The 12,649-nt window shown below is 45.7% G+C and carries 11 protein-coding genes; 5 read left to right on the forward strand and 6 right to left on the reverse strand.

Annotated features, from left to right (window positions below; all coding sequences use genetic code 11):
• Nucleotides 1-2: 2 nt before the first annotated feature.
• The gene (locus tag QLH32_RS09650) at nt 3-1,568 is read left to right on the forward strand and encodes a sensor histidine kinase (RefSeq protein WP_283266064.1); all 1,566 of its coding nucleotides are present in this window, start codon (nt 3-5) and stop codon (nt 1,566-1,568) included.
• Nucleotides 1,569-1,590: 22 nt separating this feature from the next.
• Complete coding sequence (locus QLH32_RS09655; protein WP_283266065.1) at nt 1,591-3,024, forward strand: sigma-54-dependent transcriptional regulator; 1,434 nt, start codon at nt 1,591-1,593, stop codon at nt 3,022-3,024.
• Between the two features lie 46 nt (nt 3,025-3,070).
• Here the strand turns inward: QLH32_RS09655 and QLH32_RS09660 are convergent, their stop codons facing one another.
• The 4 genes from QLH32_RS09660 to lptF all read right to left on the reverse strand — a co-directional run bounded on the left by QLH32_RS09660 (nt 3,071) and on the right by lptF (nt 8,156).
• Nucleotides 3,071-4,249, reverse strand: a complete 1,179-nt coding sequence (locus QLH32_RS09660) for a S41 family peptidase (protein WP_283266066.1) — start codon at nt 4,247-4,249, stop codon at nt 3,071-3,073.
• A gap of 71 nt (nt 4,250-4,320) precedes the next feature.
• Nucleotides 4,321-5,865: a 2,3-bisphosphoglycerate-independent phosphoglycerate mutase gene (gpmI, locus tag QLH32_RS09665; protein WP_283266067.1), complete on the reverse strand. Its 1,545-nt coding sequence runs from the start codon at nt 5,863-5,865 to the stop codon at nt 4,321-4,323.
• Between the two features lie 120 nt (nt 5,866-5,985).
• Nucleotides 5,986-7,056, reverse strand: a complete 1,071-nt coding sequence (gene lptG / locus QLH32_RS09670; RefSeq protein WP_267981590.1) for an LPS export ABC transporter permease LptG — start codon at nt 7,054-7,056, stop codon at nt 5,986-5,988.
• Nucleotides 7,056-8,156, reverse strand: a complete 1,101-nt coding sequence (gene lptF, locus QLH32_RS09675; protein WP_279960240.1) for an LPS export ABC transporter permease LptF — start codon at nt 8,154-8,156, stop codon at nt 7,056-7,058. Before lptF ends, lptG begins: the two co-directional genes overlap by 1 nt.
• Nucleotides 8,157-8,312: 156 nt before the next feature.
• Between lptF and QLH32_RS09680 the strand changes: the two genes are divergently transcribed.
• The 3 genes from QLH32_RS09680 to blhA are packed head-to-tail and all read left to right on the forward strand — an operon-like array spanning nt 8,313 to nt 10,835.
• Nucleotides 8,313-9,761, forward strand: coding sequence for a leucyl aminopeptidase (locus QLH32_RS09680; RefSeq protein WP_283266068.1), 1,449 nt, complete (start codon nt 8,313-8,315; stop codon nt 9,759-9,761).
• A 3-nt stretch (nt 9,762-9,764) separates the two neighbouring features.
• Nucleotides 9,765-10,172: a DNA polymerase III subunit chi gene (locus QLH32_RS09685; protein ID WP_004674261.1), complete on the forward strand. Its 408-nt coding sequence runs from the start codon at nt 9,765-9,767 to the stop codon at nt 10,170-10,172.
• A 36-nt stretch (nt 10,173-10,208) separates the two neighbouring features.
• Nucleotides 10,209-10,835 carry a cell division protein BlhA gene (gene blhA, locus QLH32_RS09690; RefSeq protein ID WP_283266069.1) on the forward strand — a complete coding sequence of 209 codons (627 nt, stop codon included), beginning with the start codon at nt 10,209-10,211 and terminating at the stop codon, nt 10,833-10,835.
• 45 nt (nt 10,836-10,880) lie between these two features.
• Here blhA and QLH32_RS09695 read toward each other — a convergent pair whose 3' ends face one another.
• Together QLH32_RS09695 and QLH32_RS09700 are read right to left on the reverse strand one after the other, a co-directional pair.
• A complete protein-coding gene (locus tag QLH32_RS09695) occupies nt 10,881-11,540 on the reverse strand; it encodes a riboflavin synthase (protein ID WP_267981594.1) in 660 nt (219 codons plus the stop codon).
• Nucleotides 11,541-11,692: 152 nt separating this feature from the next.
• The gene (locus QLH32_RS09700) at nt 11,693-12,532 is read right to left on the reverse strand and encodes an MIP/aquaporin family protein (RefSeq protein ID WP_283266070.1); all 840 of its coding nucleotides are present in this window, start codon (nt 12,530-12,532) and stop codon (nt 11,693-11,695) included.
• Nucleotides 12,533-12,649: the final 117 nt, after the last annotated feature.

A 12,649-nucleotide genomic window follows, 5' to 3' on the forward strand; every position in this document is an offset into this window, starting at 1 on the left:
CTATGTTGGGACAAATTGCCTCCTCTATATCACAAACCATCTATCGACTAGGGATCTGGTATAGTGGTTATCGCCTGATTATTTCAGTCAGCCTGATCCTGATTTATGTACTTACCGCAGAACAACTAGGCAACAACTATCAATACCCCTTTCTCTATTTTTATACACTGCTGTGTTATATCTGCATCAATATTTTCCAGCTCTTTTTACTGAAACTACTTCCACTGCAAATCACCAAGCAACTGATCTTTGTCTTTATTGTTGATGTAATTTGCCTGAGCATGATTACATTTTCAGCAGGTGGGCCAAACCTCCAGCTTAGCCTGCTCTATGTTATTATTATTTTTTCATCCGCCATTTTGCTTAATGCCCAGTTGTCTTTGATCGTGACGCTGTTCGCAGTAATTATGGTGGTTTACCAGCGTTTTCTGGGTAATTTTTTTGACTACAATAATTTAAATCATCTCGGCAATAGTGCTCTCCTTGCCTTTCTATTTTTTGTGGTGCATGCGATTGGCCGTATTGCGGTGCAACGCTTTAAAATTCTGGAAACCTTAACTTTCCACCAATCTATCGAGATCCATCAACTCCAGAACATTAACCGCTATATTCTCGAACAGATCGAGGATGGTTATCTGGTGCTGGATGAAAGCAGCCATATTGTACTCAGCAATCCCGCCGCCAATACCCTGCTGGGTGTTCATTTTCCCATTTCGGCGGAAAAAACACCACTGATCAAATGGCAGCCCGACCTGTTCGAACTGATCAGGCTCAGTGACCTGAAAGATGGTGAGGAATTTAGTTTTGAATCGCAGCAAAGCCCTTATACCGTCAATGTAAAGGTTAAACACCTCATCGTTCCTGAACAGTCTCTCATTTTATTGATTTTAAAAGATGCACAGAAACTTAACCAGCAAGTCCAGCAATTGAAACTGGCGGCTTTAGGACAGCTCTCAGCCAGTATCGCTCACGAAATTCGCAACCCTCTGGCTGCAATTGTACAGGCCAATGAACTGCTCAAGGAAAGTGATGCCCATCAGCAGGACATGCTTTCACGCATGATTGGCAAACAGGCCAAGCGGATTGACAGCATCATTCAGGATACGCTGGAAATGGCACGCAACAAGCCGACAGAGGCGCAGGTCATTCACCTGACTGATTTTTTTGGTAGCCTACTCAATGAAGATTTGGCTGATGCAAAACAACAGATTCAGCTCAATCTTCCCGAACGAGCCAGTATCCTGTTTGATGAAAAACAGTTAAGGCAGGTCATGATCAACCTGATTCGCAATGCATTGAGACATAATGCCGCAGATGCCGAATATATTGAGGTGCAGGTGCATTTAAAAGAGGGACGAACCTGTATTGATGTCATTGATTTTGGTACAGGCGTGGCAAAACGTGATATTTCTCAGCTATTCAAGCCATTTTTTAGTACCGAAATTAAAGGAACTGGTTTAGGATTGTACCTGTCTCATAGCTTTTGTGAGGCAAATCATGCAAAGCTCACCTATGTAGAGCGACAACAAGGAGCATGTTTCAGGATTGAATGCTCAAAAATTCATTGATTTAGATTAGGTTTTCGGGGAAATGGCAACTAAACAACCACTCGTCTTGCTGGTAGACGATGAAGAAGACTTATGTCTCCTCATGCAAATGACGCTTGCACGAATGGGGATTAAAACCCATCTTGCCTATCGCGTAGAGCAAGCAAAAAAGTTCTTTACTGAATTTCAGTATGATGCCTGTTTAACAGACCTAAACCTTCCAGATGGCAATGGTCTCGATTTAGTCAAACACGTAACGCAGAACTATCCCAATACACCGATTGCGGTACTAACCGCCTATGGCAATATGGATATTGCCATTGCGGCATTGAAAGCGGGTGCATTTGATTTTGTCAGTAAGCCTGTCAATCAAACACATTTAGACCAGTTGATTCAAAAGGCGTTAAATCGCCCGCAACCTGAACAGGAAGCGGCTGAAACAGCTTTAGAAAATAAATTACTGATTGGCCGTTCGGCACCGATTCAACAATTACGGATCGCACTCAAGAAAATTGCCCGTTCTCAGGCACCTGTATTTATCACGGGCGAGTCTGGAACAGGTAAGGAAGTCGTTGCCAATCTGGTTCATCGTCTAAGTAACCGTAGTGAAGGGCCTTTTATTGCGATTAACTGCGGTGCCATTCCAACTGAATTGATGGAAAGTGAACTGTTCGGACATAAGAAAGGCAGTTTTACAGGTGCGGCACAGGACAAACAGGGCTTAATTCTGTCAGCACACGGTGGCAGCCTGTTTCTGGACGAGATCGCAGAACTACCACTCAATATGCAGGTCAAATTATTGCGTGCCGTACAGGAGAAGAAAATCCGTCCTGTCGGCTCAGATCAGGAAATTGATGTTGATTTCCGTGTGATCAGTGCCAGCCATCAGGACCTTGAACTTCTGGTTCAGCAGGGCCGTTTCCGTCAGGACTTATTTTTCCGTATTCACGTCATGGATATCGTGCTGCCACCTTTGCGTGAGCGTGGCCAGGACATTCTTTTGTTGGCCAATCACTTTATCCAGAAAATTAGCCAGGAATGGGAACTTCCTGCAAAAACCCTGTCTTCCCGTGCAGAACAGTTCCTGTTACAGCAATATTTCCCAGGCAATGTGCGTGAGTTACGCAACATCATTGAACGCGCCATCACCCTCAGTGATGATGAAAACATCGATCTTGCACATTTGCAAACAGCCCCATTACGCGGCTCAATTGCGACTCCTGTCACCATGCCATTCGCAACACAGGAAGAGCATGAACAGACTCATCAAAGTGCCAGCCCTGCAATAAGTTCTAAAAAGCTTCCACCTGAGGGGCTGGAACGTTATCTAGAGAATATTGAGAAAGAAATCCTGCTCAATGCACTCAATCTCACCCACTGGAACCGTACCTTGGCCGCCAAGAAACTGGGCATGACGTTCCGCTCTTTACGCTATCGTTTGAAAAAATTTGGACTCGATACTGAAGATGATGAGTAATACGCTGATCTAAAAATAAAGCCCCTTTAAAAGGGGCTTTATTATGTTAAAGCTTACTTTTCAGCACCAGTTCAGTGACATGCTCTAAATAACTGTCCTCTTTCATTTCTGGTAGCAAAGGATAGGCTTGGTTTGGCTGAATCCCCTGTCCCTCAATCATGTTGCCATTTGGAGTGTAATAATGCGATACCGTCATTTGTAAAGCTGCACCACTTGGAAGTGGGAAAAGCTTTTGCACCACGCCTTTACCATAACTGTTCTCCCCAATCACCCATGCCCGTTTATGTTCTTTCAAGGCTGCGGTAAACACTTCAGCCGCCGATGCGGAACGGCGGTTGATCAGAATCCCCAGTTTAATATTTTGAAAATCATTGGAGGGCAATGCCTGAAACTGCTGATCGCCCTCAGAACGGCTTTTTGTGGTGACAATGAGTCCCTGATTCAGAAATAAGTCTGCGGATTCAACCGCAGCGGAAAGCAGTCCACCTGGATTATTGCGTAAATCCAGCACGACTGCCTTTAACTTGGTTGAACTGTATTCCTCAATCAGACGTTTGATTTCATTGGCTGTATCTTGCTGAAATACCCGAATTTTGAGTACCAATACCTGATTATGCAATAAAACAGGTTCAATATCGGTTTCGACTTTTTTATTCCGAACCAGAATTACGGTGCTATTGCTGTTTTCAGGCTGTATTTGCAGGGTGCTGCCAATCGTTCCATAAAGCAGACCCTGCACCTGATCCTGATTCAGGCTCTTTAATTCCTGATTGTCAATTTTCAGGATGGTTTGCCCATTACGCAATCCCAGCTTATTGGAGTCCGACCCTGTTTTTAGGTCATGAATCTGCCATAAGCGGGCAAAGCTGTCGTAATTTAAATTAAAATCAACAGAAGCCAGATCACCCTCAGTATATTGAATCAGCTGGCGATATTCCTCAGCAGACAGATAACGGGAATAGCGATCCAGACCACTGACCAATCCCTTGATGGCCTGCTGGAACAGGGCATCATCAGATTTCTTGTCAACATAGTTGTCCCGTACAATGCCATAGATCTGTACAAACTGTTGAATTGACTCAATTGGCACTTCGGCGGTGCTATGCGGTGCAGTCTCATCCACCCAGCCCGACGGATGTGGACTTGGTGCTGCATATAGGATATGCCCCCAACACATCAACAAACCTGCATATAAAGCCCTGTAAATGTTGTTGTGCTGGGTCATTCGTTCACCTTATGAAGAACTCTCTCTTTCACCTTGCAAAGCTTTAAACGCTTCTCAGGATTAGGGGAGATTTATTTTAGAGTAATTAAATTTTTACCCTGCATTTCTGGCGGTACAGGAATCTGCATCAAATGAAGCAATGTTGGCGCAACATCTGCCAAAACCCCACCCTCGGCAATGGTTGCCTGCGTTGGTCCAACATAGATAAATGGAACCAGTTCAGTGGTGTGCTGGGTATGAACCTGTCCACTGTCGTAGTCCTGCATTTGCTCTACATTACCATGATCGGCGGTAATTAACATATGCCCTTTGTTTGCCATGACAGCCTCATAGACACGTCCCAAACAGGTGTCCACTGTCTCAACCGCTTTTACCGCAGCGTCAAACACGCCCGTATGCCCAACCATGTCGCCATTGGCATAGTTCACCACCAACAGGTCAAACTCACCTGAATTAATGGCATTCACCAGTTCATCAGTGACTTCTATGGCACTCATTTCAGGTTTCAGGTCATAGGTTGCCACGTTTGGTGATGGAATCAGGATACGCTTCTCACCTGCATATTCATCTTCACGGCCACCACTAAAGAAGAACGTGACGTGTGCATATTTTTCAGTTTCAGCAATACGCAACTGGGTTTTGCCTAAACCAGACAGGTATTCACCAATGGAATTTTTAAGTTCTTCAGGCATATAGGCAACAGGTGCATCAATGCTGGCCTGATAACGGGTCAGCATCACAAACTTTGACAAATGCGGAACAACTTTACGTTCAAAGCCTGCAAAATCCTTTTCAACAAAGGCACGGGTGATTTCACGGGCACGGTCAGCACGGAAATTCATAAATACAATGCTGTCGCCATCCTGTACCTTGACGGTTTCACCAATACGGGTCGCCCGAACAAATTCATCGTTTTCATCCGCCGCATAGGCCTGTTGCAAGCCATCAACCGCAGAATAGGCAACACGGATTGCCTCTCCCTCTGTTATCAGGCGGTAGGCTTCCTCAACACGGTTCCAGCGATTGTCACGGTCCATGGCAAAATAGCGGCCAATCATTGAAACAATACGCCCCTGATTTGGGTATTGGGCAAACATGGCATCCAGTTTTTCCAGTGATGGCTTGGCACTGCGTGGTGGTGTATCACGACCATCAAGGAATGCATGCAGGTACACTGTTGCGCCACGTTTTAGCGCAAGCTCACACATGGCAACGATATGGTCTTCATGCGAGTGTACACCGCCCTCTGACAGCAACCCCATCACATGCACCGCGCCATGGGCTGCCTTGGCTTTTTCCACCGCATCCACCAGCACTTCATGCTCAAAGAAATCACCTGTACGAATGTCTTTGGTAATACGGGTAAAATCCTGATACAGCACACGACCTGCACCCAGATTCATATGTCCAACTTCTGAGTTGCCCATCTGTCCATCAGGCAAGCCCACATCCTCACCTGAACCAGAAATTAAACTATTGGGATGCTTGGCTTTCATGGCGCTGAGGTTTGGCGTTTTTGCCGCCAGATAAGCATTGTCCTCAACCGCTTCACGATGTCCCACGCCATCCATAATGACCAGAACGTGAGGAATTTTGCCAGCATTTGCATCCGTCATAATGGACTCTCTGTTTGTCTATCATTTGATCGGCATAGTTTACCGAAATTTGACAAATTTCTCCATGATCTTGCAGATGCTTTAATCAATAATGATTATCAATTCAAACTATACAGACCTCTAGCGTGCACGATAGAGCAAATAGCTCCCTGCCGCAAACATCAACAGGATTGGCAGCAAGACAAACCACGCAGGCGATGGTGCATAGACCAGACTCGCATAGCCCAAAAAGTCCTGTAAATAGAAAAAGCCCAGTCCTGTGAACAGTGCAATCACCAGACGGAAACCCATCGACTGCTGACGCAATGGGCCAAAAATAAAGGAACAGGCGATCAATACCAGCGTAATCAGGGCAAAGGGTGAAGCAACTTTTTGCCAGAATGCCAATTCATAGGTTTTTGGCACCTGACTATATTCTTTCAGGTAGCGCATAAAACTGATCAGTTGACTTGGCGACAAATCCTCTGGGTCCAGCGTAACCATATGTACATATTTAGGCTGTAATGCCAGACCCAATGGCTGTTGCTCATGATCAGTCTTGATCGCATTGCCCTGCGCTAGTAAATCGACCTGATGCGACTCTTTTAAAGTCCACTGTCCATCTTTGACAAACTGCCCTTGTTCAGCACTGACAAAAGACTGCAAACGGTAGTTTTGATCGAAATCAATGACATTAATATTACGAAGTTGCCCCTGAGCATTGGCATAGTCAATATAGATAAAGCGCTGCCCCTCACGTGACCAATAGCCTTTTACCTCACCCAAAGATGCGACACTGCGCTGTTTTTTAATGCTCTGCGCTTTTTCATTGGTATATGGGATCACCCATTCACTCAAGGCAAACGACAGGATGATCAGCAATAAAGCGGAACGCATCACCCAACCCACAATGCGCCATAGGCTGATGCCCACTGAACGCATCACAATCAGCTCACTATTGGATGCCAATGCCCCCAGTCCTAAAACTGAACCAATCAATGCCGCAACAGGCAGGATTTCATAGAGATAACGCGGCGCACCCCACATTACAAACAGGAACGCCTGCCATGCGTTATAATCAGGCTTAAGTGAACCCAGCTCACCCAGATAGGTAAACAGCACCTGTAGAAAAGACAGTACCAGCGTGGTTCCCAACATGGCGAGAACCGTGGTTTTGGTGACATGTCTGGCGACTATTCGACGTGCTAACATCACAACCCCACTCGCTGCATACTTTTCTTGATTTTTGGTGCCAGCTTCTGTTTACGGGCAAAAATTGCCGCAGCACCCGCATACACCAGCAACACCACTGGATAGGCCCAGATATCCAGTTGTTCCTTACTAATCCGCGTTTTAATCGCGATCATCAACACAATCAGGCTGGCAAAAATGAAAATGGCGGGAATCAGACGGTAATAACGTCCCTGCCGTGGACTAACTTCAGACAAGGCCACGGTCAGCATCAGGGCAATCACCATGACCAATGGACCAAAAATCCGCCAGCCCAGCTCACTCCGCACCACGGAATCATCGCGCTTTTGCCATAGCTTGCTCATCGGCAAGGCTTCCACATCATCACTTTCAAATTTGACATCCTTATCATTTTCCAGACGTAAACGATAGGACTGAAACTCGGCCTGGGTATATCGAGGCTGGTTTGGATAGATTTCGTAGCGACGCCCCTGAACCAGATCAACCACATTGGCAGTATCATTTGCCATTTCCACACGGGTAGCCTCTTTCGCCAGAATCATCACATCAGGTTTATCTTCCCGATCCGCCTTTTGGTAATAAAAGATATCCTTTAAATTCTTGCGGTCTTCCGAAAGCGAACCTGCATAAATGGTATACGGCCCAGAGGAAATAAACTCCTTTGGTCTAACCAGATCAAAGCCCGCACGCACAGCCTGGGTCTGCATCAGGCTTTCATAGGCGCGTATTCCTGAAGATGCTCCCCAAAACATCAAGATAGACTGAACAATCAAAAACACCAGGGTCATTGGCAATAACAGCCGTGCCAACTGGTTGCGGCTCACCCCACTGCCATTCAGCACCGCCATTTCGTGATCGACATATAGACGGCCAAACACCAGCATCAGGCCAATAAAAAAGCCCAATGGCAGGATCAACGTTAAAAACTCAGGCAGGCGATAGGCAATGATGCTCAGTAGAACACCACCGTCCAGGCGACCTTGTGCAGCACGTCCAAAAATCTTGATCAACTGACCGCCCATAATGATTAAGGTGAGCAAGGCAGTCACCACCAGCGAGGTGGACACCACTTGTTTGACGAGGTAACGCCGAATAATCAAGGTAATGCTTCCAGATAGAGTCAGTCGAGGGGAAACTGTAGTTTACCCGAATGTTAAAAATATAAAACCTATCGCTTGTTGCCGATTGCAACCTCATATCCGAAAGTGTTTAATGGACTTATCTTTCTTTTTTGTCCATTAGGTTCGAAACAGACAATGAAATTTACACTGCAAACCGCATTTCCAGCACAAACATCAAGTGAATCTTTGTGGATATTGGTTGATTCAGAACAATTACAACAGAATTTAAATGCTTATCAAATCAACCAGCTAGATGACATTCTCAATGCCACTCAATTTAAGGCGGGTTTTAATGAAAGCCTGCCGTTAATTGCCAATATTGCGCTACAGCCAAACGCCCAGCTACTGGGTCTTGGGAAAAGTGCAGAATTAAAAGCCATTAAATTAGCAAAACTCGCACAATCCATTATCAAATCATCACAAAATAAATTTAAGCACATCACGCTAGACATTTCGGCGTTACCAACTGATTTACATGCATTGTTTGCCTTGAACCTGACACAGGCAGCTTATGGCTATGATGCATTTAAATCCAAGAAAAATGAATTTGTGTTGGAAAGCATTGATCTGGTTGCAAGCGAAAGCTCACTGAATGATGCCCAACTCAACCTGATTCATGCGGTTCAGTCAGGTCAAAACTATGCGCGTGATTTGGGCAACTGCCCGCCGAATCTTTGTTTCCCAGAATATCTTGCTGATCAGGCCCTTGCCCTTGCCGCACAATATCCAGACCTGCTCAAAGTTACGGTGCTGGATGAACAGCAAATGGCTGACCTGGGCATGTATGCTTTCCTTGCCGTAAGCAAAGGCTCAGAACGTCCAGGGCGCGTGATCACGTTGGAATACAATACCCAGGTAGATCAGGCACCTGTGGTACTGGTGGGTAAAGGCGTGACTTTTGATACAGGCGGCATTTCACTCAAACCAGGCTTGGGTATGGATGAAATGAAGTTTGATATGTGTGGCGCAGCCTCGGTACTTGGCACAATCCGCGCATTATGCGAAGCCCGACTCCCAATTCATGTGGTCGGTGCGGTGGCGGCGGCTGAAAACATGCCATCAGGTCATGCCACCCGTCCAGGTGACATCGTGACCACTATGAGCGGTCAAACCGTTGAAATTCTAAATACCGATGCCGAAGGCCGTCTTGTACTTTGTGACACACTGACCTATATCAAACGTTTCAACCCTGCCCTTGTGATTGACATTGCGACGCTGACAGGTGCATGTGTGGTGGCGCTGGGTAAAGTGGTCAGTGGTTTATTTACACCAGATGATGAACTGGCCCAGGATTTACAACAGGCAGGCGAGCAGTCACTGGATCGTGTATGGCGTATGCCAGTGATGGAGGAATATCAGGAGTTGCTGGATTCTCCTTTTGCTGATATCGCCAATATTGGTGGCCCATACGGCGGTGCAATTACGGCAGCATGTTTCCTTGAACGTTTTACCCGTGACTATCGTTGGGCACATCTGGATGTGGCGGGTACAGCATGGTTGTCAGGTGCCGCCAAAGGTGCAACAGGTCGCCCAGTACCATTACTGATGCAGTTTTTAGCGAATCGTGTTGCAACGAATAACTAACACATGGCACAAATCAGTTTTTATCTGTTTGAAAATAGTACCGAACGGCAAGTCGAAAGTGCTTGCCGTTTATGTCGAAAAATCCTGAATCAGCATCCTCATATCTGGTGGTATTGTGCTGATCCAGAATTACAAACCGAACTGGATGAACAGCTTTGGACTTTTGATCCCCAGAGTTTTATACCGCATGGTATTCATCAACCGCATAGTTCTGTCTGCATTTCAGAACAATTACCACCATCCAACGATTGGATCGTGTTTAATTTTAACAATCATGCACTTGAACAAACTCAGGATTTTCGCCACATTATCGAAATTATTGAAAATAATGAAACTGCGAAACAGGCTGGTCGGGAAAAGTTTAAAATGTATCGTCGTTTGGGTATTGAACCTCGAACATTTAAATTATAAGTCTGCAACAAAGAGCATCATTTTGAGGAGTGTCGCGTGGCATTAAATGTAGGTCAGGATTTTAAAAAACGCTGGTTAAATGCACCTGAAACGGTCCGTCAGACTTATCAGGAAGATTTGGCACGTATCTGTGATCTATTGCTGCCGCAAACCCTGATTCAAACATGGACGCAACACGAAGAGAAAGCGCAGCAGCGTTCCCAACAACGCATTGATCAGGCCTATGCCGACTTAAAGGCGGAATTGATTGAACAGGCACGTATCCGCAAACAGCAGGCTTTGGAAAAGGCTTTGGCGGAAAAACGTGCTGCCGAGGCGGCTTATGCGGCACAGCTACAGGCAGATGAAGAACAGCAGTTTGAACAGCAAACTGAAAGCCTGATTGTGTTGCGTCGCCATATCGATCAGGAAATTGCACAACACACTGAACGTTATCAGGTCAATCCTGAACAGCCAAGTGTTGATTACGCCCAAGGTCAGCGCGTTGTGATTGAAGATCAGCAAATTCTGTCTGAACTGGAAAGTGTCCGTGTTCGACTGGAACTGGAAGCGGAAAGTCTGATTGAGCAAGCTGTCACTGTGTTCCGTGCCAAGTTGCATGCACTGGCTCAGGATGAAATTGACTACATATTGAAAAACAGTCAGTTCTCAGACGAGAAATAATAAAAAGCCCAGTTCATCAAACTGGGCTTTTTTATGCTTGCCATTCTATTTTAGAAAACCATTTTCCGCTAAAAACGCCATACTGATATTCGATTCGGTTTTTTGCTCTGCGGCCTTATCACCCAACAATAAACGCTCAATATAACGAGCCAATACATCTACTTCCAGATTGACTTTGGTTCCAACCTGCCAAGTCCCAATATTGGTACGCTCAGCGGTATGAGGAATCAGGTTCAGGCTCAGGATATTGCCACGTAAATGGTTAATGGTCAGGCTAATGCCATCAACCGTCACAGAACCCTTTTCGGCCAGATATTTTGCCAATTCAGCAGGCGCGGTGACCTCAAAATACAAAGAACGTGCATCCTGACGTACCAGGGTAATTTCACCCAAACCATCGACATGCCCACTGACAATATGCCCACCAAAACGTGTAGTCGGCAGCATCGCCTTTTCAACATTCACCGCTTGGCCAACTTTCCATTGGCCTAGTGTGGTACGGTTTAAACTCTCACGCGAAACATCCGCCGCATACCAGTTTTCACCCCACTCAATGACCGTCAGGCAAATTCCATTGGTGGCAATTGAGTCTCCCAAATGCACATCAGACATATCCAAATCAGTTTGAATACGTAGACGAACATCACCGCCTACACTTTGCAGGCTCTCAACCTTACCTAAACTTTCAATAATACCTGTAAACATGAGACTTCCCACCTACCTTTATTTGCAGCATACGTCACAGTGAACCAGATACCTTAAAGCAAAGAATCTGAGATAACAAGGCATGCGCAGTGCAAATATAGGCAAATAAAAAGGGCGATCACTTAATCACCCTTATCCTATTCAATCCATGATTACTGCATTTCAGTCACTTGATTTTCAGTGGTCTGGCTGGCTTTGACTTTATGATTGACCAGGAAATAGCTAAAGAACAGTTTATAACCCAGCACGCCCAAACAGGCACCGACAATGGGTGCAATAATCGGTACAATAAAGTAGGGAATCTCTCTTCCACCTGTGAAAGCAATAGGTCCCCAGCCAGAAAAATAGGCCACCATCTTGGGACCAAAATCACGGGCTGGATTCATGGCAAAGCCAGTCAATGGACCAAAGGATGCACCAATCACCGCCACCAGCAAACCAACCAGAATTGGTGCCAAAGCCCCACGTGGCAAACCATTACTGTCATCACCAATTGCCATAATCAACCAGAGCAACAACATGGTGATAAACATTTCCACCATAAAGGCCTGACCAATTGACAGCAGGTGATGTGGATAGGTCGAGAAAATTCCCGCCAGCTCCAGACTTTCAACGCTGCCACGCAGCATGTGATGGCTCTGCTCATAATCAAGAAATAGATTACTGTAGAGGCTGTAGACTAAAAATGCGCCTAGCGCAGCCCCAGCCACTTGCGAAACAATATAGAAAGGCACTTTGTGTTTATCAAAGCCTGCAAATAATGCCAATGCGATGGTCACCGCAGGATTAAGGTGCGCACCAGAAATACCAGCAGACAAGTAAACCGCCAATGCAACAGCCAAACCCCAGACAATACTGATTTCCCACAGGCCCAGACTTGCCCCTGCAAGCTTAAGTGCAGCCACCACACCAATCCCAAAGGATAGAAAAACTGCTGTAGCAAAAAACTCAGCTACACATTGCCCCAACAAAGTGGGTTCTGAGCGACTCATCACAACCTCTCCTGATCAGTGCTGCACATCGACATGACCTAAAACAAGCTCGGCAAAATATATTCATTTTTGAAAATGTTCAATCTTTTTAAGGTAATTTTATAACCAAATGGTAAA

The organism is Acinetobacter corruptisaponis (assembly GCF_030053775.1).
GTDB lineage: Bacteria > Pseudomonadota > Gammaproteobacteria > Pseudomonadales > Moraxellaceae > Acinetobacter > Acinetobacter corruptisaponis.